General features: G+C 42.0%; 30 protein-coding genes. 16 read left to right on the forward strand and 14 right to left on the reverse strand.

The features are described from left to right. Positions 1–243 precede the first annotated feature (243 nt). The 7 genes from SLU01_RS12000 to SLU01_RS12030 form a co-directional block, all read right to left on the reverse strand. Positions 244–1,665, reverse strand: a complete 1,422-nt coding sequence (locus SLU01_RS12000; RefSeq protein ID WP_174842648.1) for a tyrosine phenol-lyase — start codon at positions 1,663–1,665, stop codon at positions 244–246. Positions 1,666–1,794: 129 nt separating this feature from the next. Then, the gene (locus tag SLU01_RS12005; RefSeq protein ID WP_147058615.1) at positions 1,795–2,169 is read right to left on the reverse strand and encodes a hypothetical protein; all 375 of its coding nucleotides are present in this window, start codon (positions 2,167–2,169) and stop codon (positions 1,795–1,797) included. Positions 2,170–2,284: 115 nt separating this feature from the next. Further along, on the reverse strand, positions 2,285–2,608 hold the full coding sequence (locus SLU01_RS12010) for a YflT domain-containing protein (RefSeq protein ID WP_147058617.1): 324 nt from the start codon (positions 2,606–2,608) through the stop codon (positions 2,285–2,287). Between the two features lie 80 nt (positions 2,609–2,688). Further along, complete coding sequence (locus SLU01_RS12015) at positions 2,689–3,000, reverse strand: hypothetical protein (RefSeq protein ID WP_147058619.1); 312 nt, start codon at positions 2,998–3,000, stop codon at positions 2,689–2,691. Between the two features lie 74 nt (positions 3,001–3,074). Further along, positions 3,075–3,647 carry an SCO family protein gene (locus SLU01_RS12020; RefSeq protein ID WP_373866419.1) on the reverse strand — a complete coding sequence of 191 codons (573 nt, stop codon included), beginning with the start codon at positions 3,645–3,647 and terminating at the stop codon, positions 3,075–3,077. Next, entirely contained in the window at positions 3,634–5,028 is a 1,395-nt protein-coding gene (locus tag SLU01_RS12025; protein WP_246110977.1) for a sensor histidine kinase, read from the reverse strand. The genes SLU01_RS12020 and SLU01_RS12025 overlap by 14 nt, the downstream gene beginning before the upstream one ends. A gap of 14 nt (positions 5,029–5,042) precedes the next feature. Further along, entirely contained in the window at positions 5,043–5,717 is a 675-nt protein-coding gene (locus SLU01_RS12030; RefSeq protein ID WP_147058623.1) for a response regulator transcription factor, read from the reverse strand. Positions 5,718–5,872: 155 nt separating this feature from the next. Here SLU01_RS12030 and SLU01_RS12035 point away from each other — a divergent pair, with 155 nt between their 5' ends. The 4 genes from SLU01_RS12035 (at position 5,873) to SLU01_RS12050 (ending at position 8,504) form a co-directional block, all read left to right on the forward strand. Continuing rightward, positions 5,873–6,610, forward strand: coding sequence for a FixH family protein (locus SLU01_RS12035; protein ID WP_147058625.1), 738 nt, complete (start codon positions 5,873–5,875; stop codon positions 6,608–6,610). 124 nt (positions 6,611–6,734) lie between these two features. After that, entirely contained in the window at positions 6,735–7,067 is a 333-nt protein-coding gene (locus tag SLU01_RS12040) for an ASCH domain-containing protein (protein WP_147058627.1), read from the forward strand. A 6-nt stretch (positions 7,068–7,073) separates the two neighbouring features. Then, positions 7,074–7,514: a hypothetical protein gene (locus SLU01_RS12045; protein WP_147058629.1), complete on the forward strand. Its 441-nt coding sequence runs from the start codon at positions 7,074–7,076 to the stop codon at positions 7,512–7,514. 141 nt (positions 7,515–7,655) lie between these two features. Continuing rightward, a complete protein-coding gene (locus tag SLU01_RS12050; RefSeq protein WP_147058695.1) occupies positions 7,656–8,504 on the forward strand; it encodes a GNAT family N-acetyltransferase in 849 nt (282 codons plus the stop codon). A 246-nt stretch (positions 8,505–8,750) separates the two neighbouring features. Here SLU01_RS12050 and SLU01_RS12055 read toward each other — a convergent pair whose 3' ends face one another. From SLU01_RS12055 to yxiS, 4 genes are all read right to left on the reverse strand, one after another. Beyond that, a complete protein-coding gene (locus tag SLU01_RS12055; RefSeq protein ID WP_281288389.1) occupies positions 8,751–9,947 on the reverse strand; it encodes a pyridoxal phosphate-dependent aminotransferase in 1,197 nt (398 codons plus the stop codon). A 124-nt stretch (positions 9,948–10,071) separates the two neighbouring features. Continuing rightward, entirely contained in the window at positions 10,072–10,818 is a 747-nt protein-coding gene (locus SLU01_RS12060; protein WP_147058631.1) for a hypothetical protein, read from the reverse strand. Between the two features lie 122 nt (positions 10,819–10,940). Continuing rightward, entirely contained in the window at positions 10,941–12,761 is a 1,821-nt protein-coding gene (gene pepF, locus SLU01_RS12065; RefSeq protein WP_147058633.1) for an oligoendopeptidase F, read from the reverse strand. A gap of 91 nt (positions 12,762–12,852) precedes the next feature. Then, positions 12,853–13,155: a protein YxiS gene (gene yxiS / locus SLU01_RS12070; RefSeq protein ID WP_147058635.1), complete on the reverse strand. Its 303-nt coding sequence runs from the start codon at positions 13,153–13,155 to the stop codon at positions 12,853–12,855. Between the two features lie 61 nt (positions 13,156–13,216). On the opposite strand from yxiS, the gene SLU01_RS12075 reads away from it, so the two are divergent. After that, on the forward strand, positions 13,217–13,633 hold the full coding sequence (locus tag SLU01_RS12075; RefSeq protein WP_147058637.1) for an NUDIX domain-containing protein: 417 nt from the start codon (positions 13,217–13,219) through the stop codon (positions 13,631–13,633). A gap of 38 nt (positions 13,634–13,671) precedes the next feature. Next, the gene (locus SLU01_RS12080) at positions 13,672–14,124 is read left to right on the forward strand and encodes an NUDIX hydrolase (protein ID WP_147058639.1); all 453 of its coding nucleotides are present in this window, start codon (positions 13,672–13,674) and stop codon (positions 14,122–14,124) included. A 102-nt stretch (positions 14,125–14,226) separates the two neighbouring features. On the opposite strand, the gene SLU01_RS12085 is transcribed toward SLU01_RS12080, so the two are convergent. After that, positions 14,227–14,670 (reverse strand): hypothetical protein, encoded by a 444-nt coding sequence (locus SLU01_RS12085; protein WP_147058641.1) that lies wholly within the window; start codon positions 14,668–14,670, stop codon positions 14,227–14,229. A 156-nt stretch (positions 14,671–14,826) separates the two neighbouring features. Here SLU01_RS12085 and SLU01_RS12090 point away from each other — a divergent pair, with 156 nt between their 5' ends. The 7 genes from SLU01_RS12090 to SLU01_RS12120 all read left to right on the forward strand — a co-directional run bounded on the left by SLU01_RS12090 (position 14,827) and on the right by SLU01_RS12120 (position 19,459). Next, a complete protein-coding gene (locus tag SLU01_RS12090) occupies positions 14,827–15,306 on the forward strand; it encodes a PaaI family thioesterase (protein WP_147058644.1) in 480 nt (159 codons plus the stop codon). 73 nt (positions 15,307–15,379) lie between these two features. Further along, positions 15,380–15,610 (forward strand): hypothetical protein, encoded by a 231-nt coding sequence (locus tag SLU01_RS12095; protein ID WP_147058646.1) that lies wholly within the window; start codon positions 15,380–15,382, stop codon positions 15,608–15,610. A gap of 38 nt (positions 15,611–15,648) precedes the next feature. Then, positions 15,649–15,888, forward strand: a complete 240-nt coding sequence (locus tag SLU01_RS12100; RefSeq protein WP_246110978.1) for a hypothetical protein — start codon at positions 15,649–15,651, stop codon at positions 15,886–15,888. 18 nt (positions 15,889–15,906) lie between these two features. After that, positions 15,907–16,296: a DnaJ family domain-containing protein gene (locus SLU01_RS12105; RefSeq protein ID WP_246110979.1), complete on the forward strand. Its 390-nt coding sequence runs from the start codon at positions 15,907–15,909 to the stop codon at positions 16,294–16,296. Between the two features lie 130 nt (positions 16,297–16,426). Continuing rightward, positions 16,427–17,545, forward strand: a complete 1,119-nt coding sequence (nagZ, locus tag SLU01_RS12110) for a beta-N-acetylhexosaminidase (RefSeq protein ID WP_170232694.1) — start codon at positions 16,427–16,429, stop codon at positions 17,543–17,545. 257 nt (positions 17,546–17,802) lie between these two features. Then, a complete protein-coding gene (locus SLU01_RS12115; protein WP_147058650.1) occupies positions 17,803–18,108 on the forward strand; it encodes a DUF4870 domain-containing protein in 306 nt (101 codons plus the stop codon). Positions 18,109–18,256: 148 nt separating this feature from the next. Next, positions 18,257–19,459: a dicarboxylate/amino acid:cation symporter gene (locus SLU01_RS12120; protein ID WP_147058703.1), complete on the forward strand. Its 1,203-nt coding sequence runs from the start codon at positions 18,257–18,259 to the stop codon at positions 19,457–19,459. Between the two features lie 73 nt (positions 19,460–19,532). Here the strand turns inward: SLU01_RS12120 and SLU01_RS12125 are convergent, their stop codons facing one another. Together SLU01_RS12125 and SLU01_RS12130 are read right to left on the reverse strand one after the other, a co-directional pair. Then, a complete protein-coding gene (locus SLU01_RS12125) occupies positions 19,533–19,766 on the reverse strand; it encodes a YkuS family protein (RefSeq protein ID WP_147058652.1) in 234 nt (77 codons plus the stop codon). Positions 19,767–19,849: 83 nt separating this feature from the next. Further along, positions 19,850–20,200: a hypothetical protein gene (locus SLU01_RS12130; protein WP_147058653.1), complete on the reverse strand. Its 351-nt coding sequence runs from the start codon at positions 20,198–20,200 to the stop codon at positions 19,850–19,852. 165 nt (positions 20,201–20,365) lie between these two features. On the opposite strand from SLU01_RS12130, the gene SLU01_RS12135 reads away from it, so the two are divergent. From SLU01_RS12135 to SLU01_RS12145, 3 genes are all read left to right on the forward strand, one after another. Further along, positions 20,366–21,583, forward strand: coding sequence for an MFS transporter (locus tag SLU01_RS12135; RefSeq protein ID WP_174842649.1), 1,218 nt, complete (start codon positions 20,366–20,368; stop codon positions 21,581–21,583). Positions 21,584–21,709: 126 nt separating this feature from the next. Beyond that, entirely contained in the window at positions 21,710–22,102 is a 393-nt protein-coding gene (locus SLU01_RS12140; protein ID WP_147058655.1) for a MarR family winged helix-turn-helix transcriptional regulator, read from the forward strand. A 19-nt stretch (positions 22,103–22,121) separates the two neighbouring features. After that, the gene (locus SLU01_RS12145; RefSeq protein ID WP_147058657.1) at positions 22,122–23,288 is read left to right on the forward strand and encodes an MFS transporter; all 1,167 of its coding nucleotides are present in this window, start codon (positions 22,122–22,124) and stop codon (positions 23,286–23,288) included. The last annotated feature ends 32 nt before the right edge of the window (positions 23,289–23,320 follow it).

Below are 23,320 nucleotides of genomic sequence, written 5' to 3' on the forward strand. Positions count from 1 at the left end.
TCGTTTATTTCGAGAACGGCTCATTCTTTCGCGCCACGGCTCGTTTATTTCGAGAACGGCTCATTCTTTTGTACAACGGCTCATTTATTCCGAGAACGGCTCATTCTTTCGCGCACCGGCTCGTTTATTCTGAGAACGGCTCATTCTTTCGCGCAACAGCTCGTTTATTCTGGAAAGGCTCATTAAAAACCCGCCACCCCGGGATATTGCATCCACGCTGTAACAGGTCTATGTCATTTATTTTTATGCGTTGACCTTCTTATTCTCCTCGCTTATGAGTTCTCCACTATCCGAAAGTGGGGCGAATCTTGCGTTGAAGAAGCGGAGTGTTGGCGGTTCGTAGGCCATTGTCAATCCGCAGATGGTGTCCCGTTTTTCGTATAATGCCAAAATCGAATCGACGACCACATCCATATGGTTGTTCGTATAAACGCGACGCGGAATTGTGAGGCGCACTAATTCCAAGTTTGGCCTATTATGCTCGCCGGTTTTGATATCCCGTCCGGCTGAAACAATTCCACGCTCCATGCTTCGGACGCCTGAATCCAAGTAAAGGGCTGCAGCGAGTGCTTGTGCCGGGAATTCTTCCTGCTTTAAATGCGGCAAGAATGCTTTGGCGTCTAAAAATACTGCATGGCCACCAATTGGCTGGACAATCGGAATGCCGGCATCCAATAGTTGTTGACCCAAATATCTCACTTGCCCGATCCGGTGCTCAATATAATGGTCATCCACAGCTTCACGGATTCCGATCGCCATAGCTTCCATGTCGCGACCCGCCATTCCACCGTACGAAGGCATCCCTTCATAGACGACGACAAGTTCACGTGAACGTATATAGAGGTCTTCGTCATTCATCGCCAAGAATCCGCCGATATTGACGAGGCAATCCTTTTTACCGCTCATCGTACAGCCATCGGAATAGGACATCATTTCCTTCAAAATGTCTGCCACGGAACGATCCGAATAGCCATTTTCGCGTTCTTTAATAAAGTAAGCGTTTTCAACACAGCGCGTCGCATCGAACATTACGTCGATATGATGGGATTTGCAAAGTTCATATACTTCTTTCATATTCTGCATGCTGACTGGCTGTCCGCCAGCAAGATTGACAGTTACCGCAAGACATACATAAGGAATCTTTTCAGCCCCGACTTCATCAATCAAAGCTCGTAGTTTATCCAAATCGACATTCCCTTTAAATGGCAGGTCGATGGAAGGGTCATGTGCTTCGTCTATAATAATATCGACAAATGTAGCGCCATTCATCTCCTGATGTGCGCGGGTTGTCGTGAAATACATATTGCCTGGTACGTAGTCGCCTTCTTTGATTTTCAGTTGTGATAAAATATTTTCTGCGCCGCGTCCTTGATGTGTCGGCAACACATATTTATACCCATACACTTCCCGTACAGCATGCTCCAAGCGCTTCCAGCTCTTACTTCCGGCATAGGCTTCGTCACCAGTCATGAGCGCTCCCCATTGCGCATCACTCATCGCCGTCGTTCCGCTGTCCGTCAACAGGTCGATATAGACATCCTCTGAATTTATGAGAAATGTGTTATAACCTGCCCGCTCAAGAGATTCTTTGCGTTCTTCAAAAGATAACATGGATAGCGTTTCCACGCTTTTAATCTTGTAAGGCTCCGCGGTTCTTCGTTTCAATAAAAACATCCCCTTTTCCAAAAAATTCTCTCCCCACACATACTATAGCTCTTGGAAATATAATATTCAATTAATTTAACAAAAAAAAGTAGAGATGGAATTTGGAACTTCCAATCTCTACTTTTAACACTATTTGTTTTTCGCCTTTCGGATACCGATTACAATGAATTGGACAATCATTGAAAGTCCGAATCCGAATGTCGTAATAATGAATAATGATAAAATGCCAAGTAAATCGCCATTTCCGCTCGTATCCATCAGGAAACTTCTGAAGAACTCGGCAAACCCTAAAATCAGTGCGGCCATGAAAATCCTGAAGGCGATTTTCAAGTTGTAAAACAGTATTGAAGAAGCGAGAATTCCTACGGTTAAGCTGAATACACCAAATGCGAAATAGTTTTTAATGACCAAGTCTTGTCCTAAAACAGTTCGAATCCCTAAAATAAGAAGTACGAAGGAAGTCAAACCGGTAAAGAATCCTATTTTCCATAACTTTTTATCCAATGTCCTGCACCCGCTTTCCGTACATATCATAACGGAAAAAACGTTAAAAGTGTAGGAAAATGAAAAAACCGTTCCACCGGAAGAAATTCCGGTGGAACAGCTTTATTCAAATTACTTATTGTTTTTTGGCGATGAGGACAAGTTTGCCGTGATCAAGTTCGCGTTCAGCATCTGCAGCGTCTTCAGCAGTTAGCCCTGCGGCTTCCATTTTATTGCGAAGCTCGTCTCCGCGCGAAGTGAACATGTTTTTCATGCTGTCAAGGAAGCCTTGTTCCTGTAGGCCAACCGACTCTGTATCAAGAGCGTCGGTAATATTATCGGCCCTTTTTTTATCGTGTGCAAAAATATAAATGTCATCATGTGTATATCCTTGTTTTGTCAGATCCTCGATTTCATTTTTTGCTTGCACCGCATTTTCAACAACTTTTTTCATAACCATATATGATTACCTCCCAAACGTATTTGTATTATATATACCTCTAAAAAGGTATTTTAAACAAAAGGAGGCGTTTGCTAGATTCAAAAAGCGAATGGATCACCTTTGATCTGCTTGTAACATTTGATAAATTCATCAGGAGGAGTTTCCACCTCAAAAGTGAAAACACCCCTGTTTGTATGAAGGTAAAACAGACCGGTACCATTTGAAAAGGGGCGATAAGAAACATCATGCACATGGTCAATTAAAAATAGGTGATCTTTTGAAGTGATGGAATCCTCATATAAGTACAATGTACGTGCGGTTTGCTTTTGCTTTTGCTGGAACCACTCGATGGATCGTTCGGTTGTAAAATACGTTATTGATGAAATGGATTCGTTTATATGCTCGGTCAACGAAAGTTCCCCCTGAAATACTCGTGTTGAACTTATGCTAACAGTTTTTCACTCCCGTGCCAATTATTCAACTGTCATTTCAGAAGATATTTCGCTTCATTCATAAGCTGTTCTGTGAACGTTTCATCTACATAATTGTATTCATTCACAATCCGACCTTTTTGATCAATCAAATAGAAGTTCGTCCCATGGATGACCTGACTTGAATTTTTCGGCATTTGAACGATCGTCTGGAATTGTTCCAATGCCAGTTTCTCAATTGCTTCTTGCGAATATCCCGTTACTAAATGCCAGTTCGATTCATCATCCGTAAATTGTTGAACATACTCCTTCAACACTTCCGGCGAATCGGAATCCGGGTCGACAGTGAATGTGACGAATTCAACATCCAAGTTTTCCTCTTTGAATGTAGTTTGCAATTTGCTCATTTCAACGGACATCGGCTGGCAAACCGTTTTACACTGGGTGAAGACAAAATCAGCAATCCAAACTTTTCCGCTTAACTGATCCGTTCCGAATGGATTTCCGTTTTGATCGATAAATGAAAAGGAAGCGACTTGCCTGCCCGAGGGCTGCGGTGTTGCAGCACACGCGGCGAATAGAAAAGCACTTATGAAAATGACAACAAGTAATCTAATTGATTTCATCATGCATCCCAGCTTTCAAGCAGATTGTCACCGTCGTTCCTGAAACTTGGTCGCTTTGAATGGAGAATGTACCTCCATGAAGCCGTACAATTTCCTTTACGATTGAAAGACCAAGACCAGTCCCGCCTGTCGTCCGATTTCTCGCCTTGTCGGTCCGAAAAAAACGTTCACCGATACGGCTAATATCCTCTTTCTGTATATGAATGCCCCTGTTAACGACTTGTAACTCGATTTCTTTACTTTGCTGTTTCAGCGTAATTTTTATGATTCCATTATCCGTCGAGTATTTGATGGCATTATCGATCACATTGTAGAACACTTGCTGAATCCTTTGTGGATCTCCTAGCATAATAATCTCTTCGTCGATATCAATTTGAAGTTTTAGCTTTTTCTCCTCAAATCGAATCATGAACAAATCGACTGTATCGAAGATGATTTGAGCAATGACAATCGGTTCCTCGTCAAGGATATACAAATCCTCCTGTAAATGATTCAATTCAACTAGATCATTAATTAGTTTATTCAAACGGGTTGTCTCTTTTTCAATGGTCGTCAAATAGCCTTCCGCTTCTTCGGGGGAGGAATAGATCTTTTCCTTTAAGGCATGTGTGTATCCACCAATATAGGTGAGCGGTGTTCGAAGCTCATGAACGATATTAGAGGTAAATTCCTTTTTTCTTTTTTCCTGCTCCTCAAGCGACAGGCTCATCGCATTAAAGGCATCCGCCAACTGACCAATTTCATCGGTTCTCCCCGTTACAATTCGATTGCTGAAGTTGCCCTTTGAGACTTCAGAAGAGAGTTTTTGCAGTTGCCGCATTGGATCGAATAACGAATTCCAGGTCCGATTGATTACAAGGAAGAGGATGAAAAAGAAAATCGTTCCGACTACGATTAATAGCGGGATGCTTTCCCTGAAGACATCTTGTATAGCGGCTAAGGGGACATAAATATAAATGAATCCTATCAAGCCCGTTTCCCCTTTGATCGGGAAAATCGCCCCTAGAATTTCTCGATTCAACTCTTCGACATATCCTTCTTTTAAAACATGCGCACCTTTTTCCAACTTTTTCTGATCGGTATCATCAATAAGATTTTCGTAATTAATTTTATAAGGAAAATATGAAGACAAGTCATCCAAATGGTCGACGACAATGATCTCATACTCGGAGACAATGTTATACCATTGAATCTTTTCGATGATCTCATCACTGAGTTCCCCATAATGATAATGAGCTGCTGTACGTTTGCCTTGATAGATGATGGACTCTTCTATACTTGAAATGTAGAGCTTGGAATAAAGAAAGTGAATGAAGAAAAATGAAAAGAGAATTGTAAATGCGACGCTTGAAAGAAGAACGATGAGGATCTTTTTGCTCAACGTAAGCCTTTTCATCATTTCACCACAAACTTATAGCCGAGTCCCCAAACTGTTTCGATCATAAGTCCGGCTTCACCGAGTTTTAGCCGCAATGTTTTAATATGTGTATCGATCGTCCGGTCCGTGCTTTGATGACGGTCTCCCCAGACGATACTCAAAAGCTGATCTCTTGAATAGACACGTCCTTCGTTTCTCGCCAATGTTTCAAGTAAGCCAAACTCTTTCACTGTTAAGGAAATAGGCGAGCCGTCCAATGTTACTGTATGTGCAAGATGATCGATGGCAAAAGGGCCAACTGTGAATACACGTGACATATTGTTTTGATAAGATCTTCTCAAAACAGATTCGACCCTCGCTAGAAGCTCGCCGGGCATGAAAGGCTTCACGATATAATCATCGCCACCTAGTTTCAATCCCTCAATCTTATCCCACTCTTCTCCCTTTGCGGATAGAAAAATGAGGGGAATGTTCGTTGTGCGTTTCAACTCCCTGGCGAATGAAAAACCATCCATATAAGGCATCATGACATCAACAATGCATAAATGTGGTTGAAGTTTATATACCTTGGATAGTGCGTCCATTCCGTCCGTAGCCTCTTCAATAGAATATCCGTCGTTTTGAAGGAATTTGCGTATTAGTTTTCTCATTTGCGGTTCATCATCTATAATTAAAATCGTATACGGTTTCATCATGCGACCTCGTTTCATAGAATTGTCCAATTATAGAATAGAGCATAATTGTGAATTACTTATGAAGCATTTGACTTCATAAATACTTCTTAATTCCTTGATAGTATCATACTGAACACGGTTTGATTTGTAAAAAAAAAGCGGAGGTAGACAATATGAAAAAGAGAGTTGGACTCCTGAGCCTCGTCATTGGTTTAGCAATATTGGGGGCTTGTGGAAAGTCTGGAGATACTGAAACAGTAAAAGAAGTATTGCCTTTGAATGTTGAATTGACCGTAGCAGAACAGGCAGAAGTAGGAGAAACGGTTAAAATGGAAGCTCTTGTCACGTATGGAGATGAAAATGTGGAAGATGCCGACAAAGTCGTTTATGAAGTATGGGAGGAAGGCAAAAAAGACGATTCAGTTATGATCGATTCCGTCAATGAAAAGAATGGCCTTTATACGGCTGAGACTTCTTTCGATCACGACGGGCTTTTTCATATCCAAGTTCACGTAGATGCCAGACAGTTGCACACGATGCCGGTTAAAGAAGTGACAATTGGTGAAGGGGCAGAACATCATGATGACCATGCAGAGCATGAACATGGACGTACTGAAGGTTTCTCCCTTCATTTCATGAAGCCTGAGAATGCTGTTATAGAAGAAGAGACGGAATTAGTCTCACATGTACAAATTGATGGTCAACCACTTGAAAACGCGAATGTGCGCTATGAAGTATGGAGTGATGTTACAGGAGAAAAGCATATTTGGATCGACACCGAGGAAACTGTAGCAGGAGAATATGCAGCAGCGTATACATTCAGTGAGATCGGAACATATTCAGTGAAAATCCACGTGAAAAATGATGATGGATTACACGAGCATGAGGAATTGACTTTCGAAGTGAAGTAAACGGAAATGTTGTGACAGGGCAGTGAAATGTCCCGATAACAAGCCACTATTTTACATTGTTAATTGGAATAAATATGTTGGAAAAGGTATGATAGAAGTAGATTTAGTAGAGGAGCGATGCAGTATGAATGAATTACCGGAAAAGTCTTGTTCAATCGAACGTCTTGTGACGATACCTGAAGATGTTGAGAAGGTATTACAAGGAAAGAAAACAGCTACAAGACGGAATGGTGTTTACGCCTATCCAGACGAGATCATGGTATTGGATGGAAAAGAATTCAAAATTGATAAGCTCTACAAACAAACACTCGGCGAAATGACGGATGAACATGCACAGCAGGAAGGGTTTGCGAATATGGAGGACTATAAACAATCCATACTTGCCTTACACCCCAAAATGCCTTGGGTTCCTAAGATGAGCGTGTGGGTTCACGAATTCAGCCCCGTTACACAGTAAGATGTTATGAATTACATGTATGGGACAATCGTATTTGTCCACGTCGTTTCTGCAGTCCTCTCCATCGGGCCATTATTCCTTTTGATGCCGACGATTAAAAGGCTGCGGAATGTCGACGTTTCAACCGAAAGTGCATATTTATCGGTCATCCATGTTATTATTAGAATCGTTATGCATTCTGGTCATATGTTAGTTATTTCTGGTGTGCTGCTAATATTGACCGGTCCATGGCCTTGGTATGCTTCATGGGTGATTGCAACACTAGCCGTCTTGCTATTGTCAGGTGTTTTTCTTTCTACCGGCTTTACGAAAGTGCTGAGAAAATACCATCTTCCGGAAAGTAATAAAGGAGATCTCCTAACGATTTTGAATCGGACATCTTGGATCTATATCGGATTGATGCTCATCATGCTATGGCTGATGGTTCAAAAACCGATGCTTTGGTGAATTAAATTATGAATTACATAGGAAAGGGACGTGCGGGAAGTAGATGCATGTCCTTTTTTGTTTGTGCGTTCAATTTCAAATTTGGATGACAATTCCATTAATCAGCTGTATAATGCTGAGAAAAGAAATGGGGTTTGGGGAATGGAATTTAATCAGTATGAGGATGCTAAGGAATTTGCGGAAATTGCAGAACCGATCGTGGAAAAGCAGGAAGATGTCTTCAGTCTATTTTATGGCGTCTTACAAGCGATAAAAATGGGGAAGTATGACAATCCCTTTATGGCAGCTATCAAAGAAGGGGATGAAGTCTATGCGGTTCTACAAATGACACCACCTCATCCGATTAATTTGGTTATAGACGATGAAAGCAGGATCGATGAAGTTATTGAATTCATTACCCAGCAACTCATTGAAAAAAAGGTGCCTGTCACCTCTGTCATTAGCTTGAAGCAATGGGCTGAGCTTTTTGCCAAGAAGTGGGAAGTACGGACGGGGGAAAGGCAAAAACTCTTAATGGATCAAGGAATTTATCGTTTAGATGAGGTTGATGAAACGCTTGCAATGAGTCCAGGAAGTTGGCGCTATGCGACGACAGAAGATCATTCCTTAATTGTAAAATGGTTTTCATTGTTCGAAGAGGACACCAATTTAGAGAAGACGCCGATTGAACTCATTAAAGAGAAGGTGACGCTTTTCATCGAAGCGCAAGAGGTTTTCCTATGGGAGGCAGAAGGGAAAGTCGTTTCGATGATGAAGAAATCAAGACCGACCCAAAACAGCGTGACAGTTTCTTTAGTCTTCACGCCGAAAGAAGAACGGAAGAAAGGCTATGCGAGGACGATGGTGGCGCATGGTTCCAAAGAGCTTTTGAAGGAGTACGATTTCTGCGTGCTCTATACGGATATGCTGAATCCGACTTCGAATAAAATCTATAAGGAAATCGGTTATAAGCATATTGCTGATTCCGTTCATATCGGCTTTACGGAATAAGAGAAGGGGAGTAGTGCTGAAAGCTGGCTTCGCGCTCAAGGAATCTGGCTCCGCGCTCAAGGAAAGCGTTCCCGCGCTCAAGTAAGCTGGTTCCGCGCTCAAGGAAAGCGTTCCCGCGCTCAAGGAATGCGTTTACGCGCTCAAGGAATCTAGTTCAGCGCTCAAGCAAACGGTCCCAGCACTCAAAGCAACAACTAATCCATACTAAAAGGGGCCGCCTTCGGATGAGGTGGCCCCTACTGAATGTCAAACTCCGCTGTTTGAAAAGATCCCCAATTTTTCAATTCTACGAACAGCTTCTGCAATCCGTTCTTCACTTTCCAACAATCCAACACGCACATAGCCTTCCCCATGCTTTCCGAACCCATGTCCAGGAGCAACTACCACTCCCGCTTTTTGAAGAAGGATATCTGCAAATGCTTCACTAGAATAGCCTTCCGGAACCGGCAACCATGCGAAGAAGGAAGCTTTCGGTGCTTCAACGTCCCAGCCGATGCGCTTGGCTTCATTGATTAAAACATTTCTACGCCCCTCGTACAAAGCTGTCAAGTCACGAACGCATGCTTGATCATCACCCAATGCGGCGATAGCGGCATGTTGGATTCCAGGGAAGATGCTTATGAAAAGGTGACTTTGCAGTGTATTGATCGCTGCAATCATCTCTGCATTACCGACGGCAAACGCGACCCGCCATCCTGCCATATTATACGTTTTCGATAATGTGTACATCTCGATACCGATTTCTTTTGCTCCTGCTGCTTGAAGAAAACTGACCGGTTTTTCCCCATCAAAACCGATACCGCCATAAGCCATGTCATGTAAAATGAATAGTTCATTCTCCTTGGCGAACGAAACGGCTTCATCGAAAAACGGAATGGTTGCAACGGCACTTGTCGGGTTGTTCGGGTAATTCAAGTACATGACTTTCGCCTTTTGTTTCACGATGTCTGGTATCGCGTCAAAATCTGGCATGTACCCATTTTCCTTTAAGAGCGGCATCGTTTCATAAGCGATATTTGCGAGACTTACTCCGGACAAATAATCGGGGTAGCCAGGGTCCGGCAATAAAAGAATGTCATCATCATTCAACATGGCAAGAGGAACTTCAACTAAACCAATTTTAGAACCTCCTAAAATAGCGACCTCTGTATCAGGATCCACATCTACACCATATTCCCGCTTATAATAATCCGCAACGGCCTTCCGGAATTCCGGGATTCCGTTAAAAGGCGAATACCCATGTGTATCCGGGCGTTCCGCCGCTTGCTGCAACGCTTTGATAATGTGGTCTGGTGTCGGTTGATCGGGATTACCTCTTCCAAGATTGATAATATCCATTCCAGTTGCTTTTGTAGCTTCCACTTTTTTCACCAGTGAGGAGAAAAAGTGGGGCGGCATGTTCTTTACACGATTTGAAATCAATAGGAACGACCTCATTTTCATATATTTTAGACTCGTCAGACTATGAACTACTTTCATTCTACTATATGCGATCGATTATACTCAACATGATTTTAGGAAAATAAAAAAGCCGCCCCTGGATAGGAAGGGCAGCAATAGTAAGTGGTTAAAAATTACGTCTGTTCTCCATGACGAAGGACAAAAGCGAAATCCAATGATCCAAATTGCGTTTCACGGCGATATACTCGGAGGAGTCTTTTTTAATACGTTTATCAAGACTTGAGTAGAAACGAATGACGTGAACGGGCTTCGTTTCATCATCCATGATAATTTTCATTTCAACTGTAGCAACTCTACGATGAATCGACTTTTTCACCATCGAAACTTTTTGATCGACAATAGGTTCAACAGATTGTCCAATCGCTTCGATTCGTTCGGCAGTCCCTTCAGCATCCTTGATAACAGCTTGTTTGCGCACTCCGTTTTCATAGATCTCAAGAGCCAATAACTGTCCGTAGGAATACTCAGATAGTACATAGGGCATTTTCAAATAGGCTTTATTGACACGCTTCCCATCTGCAAGCAGGGCGGGTTCCCAAAAATGGATTCTCTTATTATTCTCATCAACAGCAATTTTTGAAAGAACATCAAAAGAAACGAAAGCGTGGGATTCTTCATAGCTCGATTTGGCAGGCTTAAAGGATTCAAGGTGTTCCAGCTGCTTTGTTTTCACTTTTTCCTCAGCACGCGTCGATAAGGCGAGGAAAAGGACAGCAAAACCGAAAAATGCTGCAAAAAAAATAAAGCCGGGGAGAATCGCATCCCGTCTAAGGAAATAAACTAACGCGGCGATTCCGATGATAGGCGCAAGGCAACCGAAGCGCACATACCAATTGGATTGTGTGGAAGGCAAAAAAATCCCTCATTTCAAAATTATAATATATGTATTTATCATATAGGATGCTAGCACGAATAACAATAAATCAATGAAAAAGCTGTCCCATAAAAGGCAGGGACAGCTTTTCAAGAACAAAATCATTTAACCGATGCTGCTTCGATCTCATCCGTCAATTCTACAAGCTGATCGATCAATTCGCCGATATAGGCGATTGTATCTTTCAACGGTTGTTCCGTCGTAATATCGACACCCGCCATCTTCGAAAGTTCAGCAGGAGTTTTTGTTCCGCCCGCTTGCAGTACTTTCAACCAATCGTCAACAGCTGGTTGGCCTTCTGCAAGGATACGCTTTGATACTTGAGTTGAAATTGTCAAACCGGCACTGTATGTGTATGGATACAAGCCCATATAGTAATGCGGCTGGCGCATCCATGTCAATTCCGCACCTTCGTTGATTTGCACGTCTCCGCCCCAGAACTCTTCCAAGACACCACGCTTCAAGCTATTCAATACATTGGCATTCACGCTGCCACCTGCATCAACGCGCTCATATACTTTGCGTTGGTACGCCGCTTCTAGTAAATGTGTAACGAAGTTATGATAATAGGTCCGAGCCACGATAGACGAAATGACCCAGCGTTTGAATTTCGGATCATCCGAATTGGAAAGCAGATGATTCGCCATAAGCATCTCGTTCATCGTTGACGGTGCTTCAATGAAATACATGGAAGGCCGTGAATTGAACATATTCTGGTGCTGATGTGCGTTATAGAAATGTCCGGCATGTCCAAGCTCATGCGCCAGAACGAAGACATCTTCCATACTGCCTGTCCAAGAAATCAAAATATAAGGGTGTACGCCATAAGGGCTTGAACAGAATGCACCTGTCGATTTCCCGACGTTTTGAGCAAAATCTGTCCAACGCTCTTTATATGAACGGTCAACCATATTGATATAATCTTCACCCATAATTGCAAGTGCGTCATTGATATATTTCTTTGATTCTTCAATTGTGATTTTTGGTTCGTAATTTGGATCCAATGGAATTTTTAAATCCGAGAATGTCATCTCGTCCAGTCCATGCACTTTTTGAAGGAGTTTCGCATATTTGCGCATATGCGGTGCGAGTCCTTCCATGATCAAATCGATTTGACGATCATACATGGAGCGGTCAACTTCCTGATTGAATAGAAGATATTCGATTACATTTTCATATCCCCGTAGATCGGATGTTGTTTTCTCCTTTTGCAAATGAGTGTCGTATGCTTTCGCAGTTGTATGCTGATAGTCTCTTAACTTAGCATGAAAAGCATCATAAGCGGCTCTTCTTTTTTTAGTGTCCGTTTCGGATTCCCATCCGCCTTCAAAAGTTGTATAGCTTAGAGGGAACTTTTCGCCATCGACTTCAAATTCACCGAAGTTCATATCGACTAATTTCGTCGTATTGTATAACCCGTATGGTGCGTTTAATACGGAAGAGAAAGCTGCCAATGTCTTTTCCACTTCAGGATGAAGTTTATGTGGTTTTTGGCGAATCAATTCTTTTAGATAGTTTTTATATGCCTCGGATTGATTCATCGCTTTTTCCAATAATTCACTGGACACTTCGGAAAGCTCACTCGTAAAGAATGAAAGCTGGCTGCCAAGCTTGGAACCGATGGAACCATATTTGCTGGAGCGCATTTGGGATTCGTCATTCGTTTGGTCTTCGCTTAGTTTCAAGCTTTGGTAAGTCCCGATTGGCGTCATTTTACCCATGATTGATGCATAGCCATCCAAAGCTTCAATGATTGTCTTTTCATCAGTAATGTTACCTTTAAACCGTTCTTCAAAGGCAGCGACTTCACTTTCGAGTTGTTCGATGGCAGCATTGTAGTCATCTTCAGTTTTAAAAAGGTCTTCCAAATTCCAAGTTTCTTCAACTTTAACTTCTGAACGTGGTGGTAAGCTTTTAACCAATTTTCATCTCTCCCTTTTATTACGGATGTCGAACTAATGATAGTATATAGTAAAATGATAGAAAAGTAAAAATGAATTGTCTCTTTTGATTTTATTGCCCCTTTGGCAACTTCTCTATTTCATCTGCGACAATAAAAGCGAGGTCTTCATTCCCGAAAAGTTGAAGGACGTCTAGCATCGTTTCATTATCGATAAATAATTCTTCAAATCCGTCATCACTGTCAATCACTTCCTTCAGCGCTGCGTTTTCAATCTGTTCGGGATAGGCTTTTTTATAGAGCATTTGTGGATCTAATTCATGATTCGCGCACCATTGTACAAATAGGCGGATCATGAGTGTTTCGTCTTCTTTGTATTTTTGAATAATTTGTTCGTCAATATTTTTGAATTCCATTGTTTGTCCCTCCATAGATAAGCTATGATTCTAAGTATAAACGATTAGGGGGATTTCTATCATGAATCGTGTTGATGTTGTGTATGCAGTCATTTTAAAAGAAGGAAAAGTTCTGATGGTGAAGAATAAGAAATATAATAATTGGACGTTGCCGGGAGGGGGAGTGGAGAAAGAGGAAACGTTGGAGCAGGCTGCAATCCGTGAAGTATGGGAAGAGACTGGACTGACGGTTGAAATTGGGAAGTTGCTTGCGGTGAATGAGACATTTAGGCAAAAGGAAAATAATCATGTATTGTTTTTCACATTCAGTACAGAAGTAATAGATGGAGAAGTTGCCATTCAAGATAAAGATGGGATTTTAGATGTTCAGTGGAAGGATATTGATGAAGCGAATGAAGAGCTGCCTTATTATGCAGGCGGGATTGAGAAGCTTCTTGAAGAGTCAATACCGTATGTCTATCAGGGAGTTCAGGATTGAGGAATATTTAATTAATATTAAATAAGGGGAAATGACGCATGGGGTATATTGAAGATATTAGAGAAGTGGTCGGGAATCAACCTCTGTTGCTTACCGGTGTTGGGGTAGGTGTGTTTAATGAGAAAGGTGAAATTCTATTGCAGCAAAATGTAGACGGACGTTGGGGAATCCCGGGCGGCTTCATGGAACTTGGTGAATCTGCTGAGGAAGCCGGTCGAAGAGAAGTGCTGGAAGAGACCGGGATTGAGATCGGAAAAGTGGATCTTGTAACAGTTGTTTCGGGCGAACATACACATACCGTATTGAAAAATGGGCATGAGTATTATTCCGTTACGATTGTATTTGTTTCGCAAGACATTCGTGGGGGGGAAATAAAGGCGGACGGCATTGAGACATTAGAAGCCGGTTTCTTTAATTTGCAGCAATTGCCGGAGAACTTGAATCCAATGATTAAATCTATGATTCTTCAATATGTAGCAACGGTGAAATAAATCAAAATGATAGCCTTTGCGATAAGGGAGGCAGGCTGCATATGCCTGCATAGCTTATCGCAAAGGCTAGTCGTAGTTTGTTGCTTTACAATTTGAAGTGTTTTACGATTTATTACTGACGAAAAAACGAACGATCCAATCGACATCGAGTGGTCCATCAACAATTTCATAATAGAGAAGCGAATTTTGGATAATAAGGTTTTCAGCTACAATTATCGTTATACTATTCTCTTTCGCATCTCTTAAAACGATGGATAACTCATCGATATCATCATCCGGATTTATTTCTTCGGGCTTCAATTTTTTAACATGGTAGTTTTGCAGGAATTGAAGCAACTCATCGACTTTAACTTGGTCATCCACGACCCATGTTTCAAAGGGATTCCCGTGCATGGGCGGTTTATTAAAAGTGAGCGAATCGAATTCGGTATTTATGGATTCGAATAATTCATGAAAACTCTTTTCGTTATAATCGTTGATGGCCTCGAGCATTGCATATGTTCCTCCGATAAGTAGCGCAATGAGCAAGACGGCTCGCATTTTCATTTTCAATTCCTCCTGTCATTGTTTGTATAGTATACGCTCGTATCGCGCACGTGGAATAGTACTCATGCTATGTTTCAAGTAAAAGAAAAATTAACAAATAGACAATTAATGATATACTAGTATTCAATCTTTACAGAATTTATGGGAGGTAATGGAATGACTAAAATTGAGAATGCAATTCAAGATGGATATGCCGATGATTTTGCGTGGTGTTATGGATGTGGACGATTGAATGAGGACGGGCATCATTTCCGTACGGGTTGGGATGGTGAGAAAACGGTCACCTATTATGAGCCATCGGAGAAGCATACAGCAATTCCAGGTTTTGTGTATGGGGGAGTTATCGCCTCTTTAGTCGATTGTCACGGAACGGGTTCGTGTGCATTGGCACTCTATCGGAAAAATGGACATGAGCCTGGCGATGAAGCTGAAGTTCCACGTTTTGTAACCGCTTCCTTGAACGTGAATTATTTGAAACCTACACCACAAGGGATCGTGTTGAAGGCTGTAGGGACGGTTGAAGAGATTCATCCAAAGAAATGGAAAGTGGCTGTGGAAGTGTTTGCAGGTGAAGAGCTTTGTGCCACGGGTGAAGTTGTTGGAGTTGTTATGCCATCGACATTCATTACGAAATAAAAGAAGTTGGCGAAACCTTTTGAAAAAGTCTTCGTACTAGTTAGTTGAAAGACGAAAGGAAAGGTGAAAATAAATGGAAGGAATTATAATTGTCGCCATCGTCATGTGTGTGCCTATCACTGCTATCATTACAGATTATAAGCGAAAAACGATGAGGTTTAAGGCAGATATGGTTCGTGAAGAAATAGAACTAGAGAAATTGAAGCAGCAGAACTTCATTATTGAGACTGAAAAAATGAAACTTGAATTGGAACAGATGAAACTCGATTACAGTTCCAGCAAGAACGATATTATGAAGGCCTGACTAAAGAAATCGATAATAAATGAAAAGGGTGGGGCCCAATGGTAATGTTATATGTAACAGGAATTGTCGCCATCGTCATGTGTGTGCCAATTACTGCAATTATTACAGATTATAAGCGGAAAACAATGAAGTTCAAAGCTGAAATGGTTCGGGAAGAGATCGAACTGGAAAAATTAAAGCAGCAGAATTTTATTATCGAAACCGAAAAAATGAAGCTGGAGCTCGAACAAATGAAGCTCGATTATACATCTGGTAAAAATGATTTAATGAAAATCTGATGAAAGCGTGGGTTGAGAATGTCTGATAATAATTCAATGCCTCCCTATAACGATTTGATCGGTGATATGTTGAAGAATAAGAAGGAAGAAGGCGGAATGGAAAATCTGAAAGGGTTCGGGAAACCGTTACCGAAGGAATACTTTTCAGGTGACACCTTCCAGCACTTCCAGCGAATTGCGAAAGACGCGGGATATAAGCCACATTGGTTGAAGTTACAACATGAAATCTTTGCGTTAGTACAGAAAATCGATGAGGATTCATTGAATGAAGAACGAGCAGAGCTGGAAAAACGGGTTGAAACGGTGAACGAGAAAATCGCGGAGCATAATAAACATTGTCCGCCACCGATGTTAAAAGGGCGTATCTCGCTTGAGACACTGGATCGGGCGAAGGAAATTTGGAAATAGAAAGGGGGGATTGGCGATCAGGCAATTAAGCTGGATAATCGTCTTTTCCCTTTTTCTTTTTACAGGATGTTCTCAACTGAATGATGGAGAGGAGCGTAATGAAATTCCAGACTTTAGTGAGAGGCATCCAGTGATTGAACCGCTGGAAATCACTTTTTCGAAGGTGGATCTCTTAATGGAAGAAATGTCCGTAGAGGAAAAGGTAGGGCAGTTATTGGTCGTTGGGATGAAAGGGAAGACGTTTAATCATGAAGTTGATCGGCTTATCCGACAATATCATGTAGGTGGACTCATACTACTGGGCAAAAATGTCTCTACTCCTACCGGCATTTTGGATCTGTTGAATGAAAGTAAGAAGGCGAATGCTGACAATGAAATCCCGTTATTTCTTTCTGTAGATGAAGAAGGCGGCCGTGTATCCCGTTTGCCGGCCAGTATGAAGAAATTGCCCCCAGCTGCTTCAATTGGCAAAAAGAATGATGAAGAATTTGCTTATGCTACTGGGGCATATCTTGCTGAGGTGCTTCAGTCACTCGGCTATAATATGAACTTTGCTCCGGTATTGGATGTCCATAGCAATCCCAAAAATCCAGTGATCGGGGACCGTTCTTTTTCGTCAGACCCGCAAGAAGTTGCTTCGATAGGCATGTCAGTTATGAAAGGAATGAGAGATAACGGAATCATATCCGTCGTCAAGCATTTCCCTGGGCACGGGGATACACATATCGACTCCCATAAATCATTGCCGATTATTAATAAGAGCTTACAAGAGCTTCAACAAACTGAGCTAATCCCTTTTCAGCGGGCAATTGACGAACAAGTAGAGATGATCATGGTGGCGCATATTATGTTTCCGGAATTGGAAGAGGTATATCCTTCATCTTTATCAAAGAAAATCATTACGGGTCTTTTGCGGGATGAAATGCATTACGATGGCGTCATCATTACGGACGATTTGACGATGGGGGCAATCGTCAATGATTATACTGTACCGCAAGCTGCTCTCCAATCTTTTATGGCGGGCAGTGACTTGCTGCTGATCGCTGGAGATTATCAAAATCAGGTCGATACTTTGGATGCATTGATAGCTGCTGTAAAATCAGGGGCCATTACTGAAAAAAGACTTGATGAAAGTGTGAGACGTATTTTGGAGCTGAAGTACCGCTATAAGTTGGATGATCCTATTCAACAAGAGATTGATGTGGAAAATAGTAATCAGAAATACAAAGAACTATATAAAACAAACTAAAGAAACAAACAGTTGCTTTCCGTTCCAGGCGGACGCTTTCCGCGGGCATGGCTTCAGCCTCCTCACTTCGCTTCGCTGCGTTGCGGGGTCTTCAGCTCATGCTATTCCCGCAGGAGTCGCCGCCTGTAACGAAAAGCAACAGAAAATACCAGGCACAATTCATATTTTTGCTCTATATAATGAGAAGAAAAACGAAACCTCCGATAGTTTCATCCGTATAAAGTAGTATAGAAGTCGAATTTAAGGAGGTTTTATTCATGGAGAATACCGGGTTGAAAGTGTTGGTCCACGCAAGTGCGTTTTTTGCTCCTTTCTTGGTCCCATTTGTACTTTACTTAGTTGTAGATGATTCGGAGATAAAGAGATTGTCCATCCAAGCGCTCCTGTTTCAATTGGTGATGGGTGCATTGATTTTCATATCGGTGATTTTGATTTTCTTCTTAATCGGTATCCCAATGATTATTGTATTCGGATTGATGACGATCATCGTTCCGATTATTGGAATTGTGAAGTCATTGCAAGGTGAGACATATAATTATCCAATTGTCGGCAGATGGTTCTGATCGATACGGCTCTCTTTTTGCGAAAGCGAAAAGGGGGCTGTTTTTGAATTGTTCGAATTCACTCATGTAACCCCTACTAAATGTATATGTTGGTATAAGCAGCTATTTTGTTTGATCAACAATTAAAAGAAAGGGGAGAGGTATGAAGATCAAATTCAATCTTGTCACGCAGATTTTTATCGCCTTCGTGTTGGCAGTCATTTTGGGAAGTGTGTTTGGAAGCTCTATCGATTTTCTGAAGCCGTTCGGGGATTTGTTTTTAAGGCTTATTAAATTCATCATAGCCCCGCTGATTCTTTCGACATTGGTAGTCGGTGTTGCAAGTACGTCCGATCCGAAGCAGTTAGGGAGGATTGGATTCAAAACGGTCTCTTATTATTTGGCGACAACCGCAATCGCAATTGTCATTGGACTAACGGTGGCATTTATCATTTCACCAGGAAAAGGCGTTTCGGTTTCAACCGATGGATTGGTAGCGCCGGAAGCAGCGACACAGGAACCACAAAGTGCCATCACGACTTTATTGAACATCGTTCCAGAAAATCCGTTCACAGCTTTATCATCTGGAAACGTTTTGCAAATCATTTTCTTCGCGTTATTCATTGGTCTCGCGATAACCTTGGTCGGTGAAAAAGCGCGTCCTGTCTATACGTTCTTTGAAGGATTTGCTGAAGTGATGTACAAGATAACAGGGATTGTCATGAAAGTGGCGCCCATCGGTGTTTTAGGTTTACTTGCACCAGTTGTCGGCCAATATGGACTATCCGTTCTTCTGCCGCTTGTAAAAGTGATATTGGCGGTTTATATCGCTTGTATTCTTCACGCTCTCATTGTGTATGCATCTGCGGTGAAGACGTTTGCCGGTATGAGTCCTAAAACCTTTTTCAAAGGGATATCCCCGGCGGCGCTTGTCGCTTATAGTACAGCGAGTAGTTCGGGTACATTACCAGTGACGATTAAAAATACAAATGAAAACTTAGGCGTCCCTAATAAGATATCGAGCTTTGTCCTTCCGTTGGGTGCAACTGTCAACATGGATGGAACTGCGATTTATCAGGGGGTTGCCGTTATATTCATCGCACAATTCTATAGTTTGGAATTGTCGTTTATGCAATTGTTGACAGTCGTGCTCATTACAATTTTAGCATCGATTGGAACAGCTGGAGTTCCGGGCGCGGGAATGGTGATGTTGGCAATGGTATTGACATCTGTCAATATGCCGCTTGAAGGAATTGCTTTAATTGCCGGTATCGACAGAGTTCTGGACATGATGCGAACATCCGTCAATGTCGTAGGGGATGCATCCGCAGCTGTCGTCGTCGCGGGGACGGAAAAGGAAAGAGTGGACTGAAAAAATTGGTGCCTGCCACTGAAACAATGTTGAATTGTTTCGTGGCAGGCACCATTATTTCCGTGGTGGTCAATTAGCGGTTTAGTCGTTGTTCGACGTCATTCACGACATCTTGAACCGACATTCCTTGGATACCGACTACAGGAAAGTCGAATTGATCGACATTCACGTCACTGATAGCTCGAACAACACCGATGTCATATCCATTCAAGTTCTCATCGCTTTCAAACATCTTCACTTCATGCCCTTTTTCTTCCAATGCCATCTTCACATCGTCAAAAGGGTTTTCGACAGCGATTCTAGCCATCTGTATCACCTCCGATTTCTGTAAGTTGATGCCATTTTTTGTTTTCCCGGAATATACAAGTATAAACACGAAACGTTGGATTACTATCCTTTCAGTTTCTTAAAACCTGTAAAGGCGTCGATCGTGACGGATATGATGGAGGCTAGTCCGATTCCCATGATGATCAGATAGGAATGAGTGGAAATATCATCAGGTGATCTTTGGAAAACCTGAGCAAGGAGACTGGCAAGATAAGGTTGGACGAGTTTAGGATTTAGCAGTAAAACAATTATTAGAACTGTCCAGAACAAGTTGATGATGAGATTTCCGAGGGCAAGCTTTGTTGTCCACTTAGGCGCAAGCGATTTGTATGAAGCGAGGACAATTTCGAAAGTCAACAACAAAAGTGTCACTGGAAACAGGGCCGTCACAGGAATATTGGCTGGTAGCGCCATCTAGACGTCAATCCTTTCGAGTATTTACAATGTAATCTACCCGCAATTCCAGGATTTTAACACGGACTGATTGAAAACAGATTATTAAGGAATATAGCCAATCCCGCTCTAGATTCATGTATACTGTACATATTGTCAAATTTTATTAAAAGGCGTGGGATTTCTATGACATCAATTAAACAGACACAAAACCCCGCAAATCCAGTGTATTCGATTATGTTTGCGATCGGAGCTTGCCATTTGTTGAATGATACCCTTCAAGCGGTTATACCGGCGATGTTTCCCATATTGGAGCAGGAAAGGGGATTAAGTTTTACGCAACTCGGATTCATAGCATTCTCATTGAACATTGTTGCTTCTTTTCTTCAGCCGGTTGTCGGTTATTTCAGTGATAGAAAACCGATGCCTTATGCGCTGCCAATCGGAATGACATTTTCCCTCATCGGCATGGCAGGTTTAGCTATTGCGCCAAGCTATTGGCTAATCTTGTTATCGGTTATCATATTAGGGCTTGGATCAGCGGTTTTCCATCCGGAAGGTTCACGTGTTTCTTTCCTTGCAGCCGGATCGAAAAGAGGGCTTTCACAATCAATCTATCAAGTCGGCGGGAACTCGGGACAAGCATTGGCGCCTTTAATAAGTGCGTTTGTATTAGTTCCGCTCGGCCAGAAAGGCGCGGCTGTTTTTATCGTCGTAGCTGCTCTTGGAATCATAATTTTATCGAGAATTTCCGCTTGGTATAAAAGGCAATTGGAATTGGAGAAAAAGAACAACCGGAAAAAAGTATTGCTTTCCTCCATCGGCGACTTAACGAAAAAACAAATTGGCATTGCGTTGACGTTGTTGTTAATCATTATTTTTGCCAGATCATTTTATGTAACGAATGTAACTAGCTTTTATATTTTTTATTTAATGGATGAATATGGGTTGAGGATTGGACAAGGGCAAATGTATATCTTCCTCTTTATGGCGCTTGGTGCTGCCGGAACATTTTTCGGAGGGCCGATGGCAGATCGGATTGGTCGAAAAAATGTTATTATGCTGTCGCTGTTAGTACCATTGCCGCTCTGCCTTTTGCTTCCGCATATGCCGTTATGGGCAGTGGGCATATTATTGGTCTTCATCGGATTTTTCATCATGCTTAGCTTTTCGGTGACAGTCATCTATGCTCAGGAACTCGTTCCTAGTAAAATCGGAACAATGGCAGGTCTTACAGTTGGACTGGCATTTGGAATGGGTGCTATCGGGGCTGTCGTGATAGGCTCATTGATGGATGTGATCGGCATCTTCCCAACGATGGTCATCGCTTCATTCTTGCCGTTTATTGGCCTTGCAGGGCTGGCTTTGCCAAAAGATCAAAAGATAACAACCGCTGAAAATTAATGAAAGCCGCAAACCGTTGCGAATGACGGTGGCGGCTTTTTATTCCTTTACAAGCTTCGTGAGTCGAAGTATACTATATTAGTTACCTAAGTAATCATTACCTAAGTAAATAAAGAGGTGCAAAAAATGAATCCTATTATTCATGAGCTGTTCCAGAAATCACGCCTTTTGAGCAAGGAGCTAAATCAAGCATTAAAAAAGCATGATTTATTCGCAGCTCAGTGGACTGTTATTTACTGTATTTTTCAACATGGAGAAATGACGCTGACACAGATTTGGAAGTACTTGAATGTGGAGGCGCCGACAATTACACGGACCGTCAATCGGTTGGAACAGATGGGTTGGTTAGAGACGCGCGAAGGAAAGGACCGTCGGGAAAAAAATGTTCGATTGACAGAAAGAGCAATAGTAGAGCTTGCTGAAATTAGTCAAACGATTATTCAGTTTGAAGATAATGCATTGAAGAATCTTACCGAAGAGGAAGAGAAGCTTCTAATGAACTTGTTGAAAAAAATATAATAAGAAGGGGAGTCATCCATTGAATCATAAAGAACCAATCTGGACAAAGTCGTTTATTAGTCTGTTTTTTACGAACTTGTCCGTTTTCATAGTCTTTTATGGCTTAGTATCTACGCTGCCGCTCTATGCAAAAGATGCTCTTAGCCGAACGGATGAAGAAGCTGGTCTATTGATGACCATTTTTTTATTGTCCGCCATTATTGTCCGGCCGTTTACTGGGAAGTTGCTTGATCTTGCAGGCAAAAGAAAAATGCTATGGATCAGCTTATTCTTCTACCTCATCTGTACGATCCTCTATTATTTCATCACACCTTTCGAAGGTTTGCTTGCGCTACGCTTTTTCCAAGGTGTTTGGTTCAGTATTGTGACGACTGCAGCAGGATCGCTTGCGGCTGACATCGTTCCAGTGACAAGACGCGGTGCCGGCCTTGGCTATTTTGTGATGTCTACCAATTTGGCTGTCGTAATAGGACCTTTTGTAGCTTTATTCATCATTCAATCATACTCCTATGATGCTTTGTTTATCATGATGAGTGTGCTTATCATCATTGGGGCTTTAGTTGCTGTTCTCATTCCGGATGTGAAAGTGGAAGGGGCTGCTGTGCAATCAAAACTTTTTACTTGGAATGATTTATTCGAAAAAAAAGCGATGCCCATCGCATTGTTAGCAAGTCTTATCGCGTTCTCATATGCGAGTGTCCTTTCCTATCTGTCGATTTATGCGCAGGAGAAAGGATTGCTTCCACTTGCAAGCTTCTTTTTCGTTGTATTCGCTGCTGTTATGCTCATTAGTCGACCTTTTACAGGCAAGATTTTTGATGAAAAAGGTCCTGCATTTATATTGATTCCTGGATTTGTATTGTTTTTCTTAGGGCTGCTCATACTTGCCTTTATGAATTCCGGAGGATTATTCCTTCTTGCTGGTGCATGTGTTGGTCTAGGTTATGGTGCACTTGTCCCAAGTTTGCAGACACTTGCCATCCAGTCAACATCACATAATCGAAGCGGATATGCGACAGCGACATTTTTCACGTTGTTTGATACTGGACTTGCTATCGGCTCGTTTGTGCTCGGCATTGTCGCAGTTCAACTAGGGTATCGAAATGTTTATCTGCTTTCGAGTCTGCTTGTGCTTGCGGTACTTGCATTTTACTTAGTGACTGTGAGAAAACGTCGTCAAGCTTAATCATATCGACTTCCAAGTTAATTTGCTGATCA

The sequence above is a fragment of the Sporosarcina luteola genome (genome assembly GCF_007991495.1).
Classification (GTDB): Bacteria; Bacillota; Bacilli; order Bacillales_A; family Planococcaceae; genus Sporosarcina; species Sporosarcina luteola.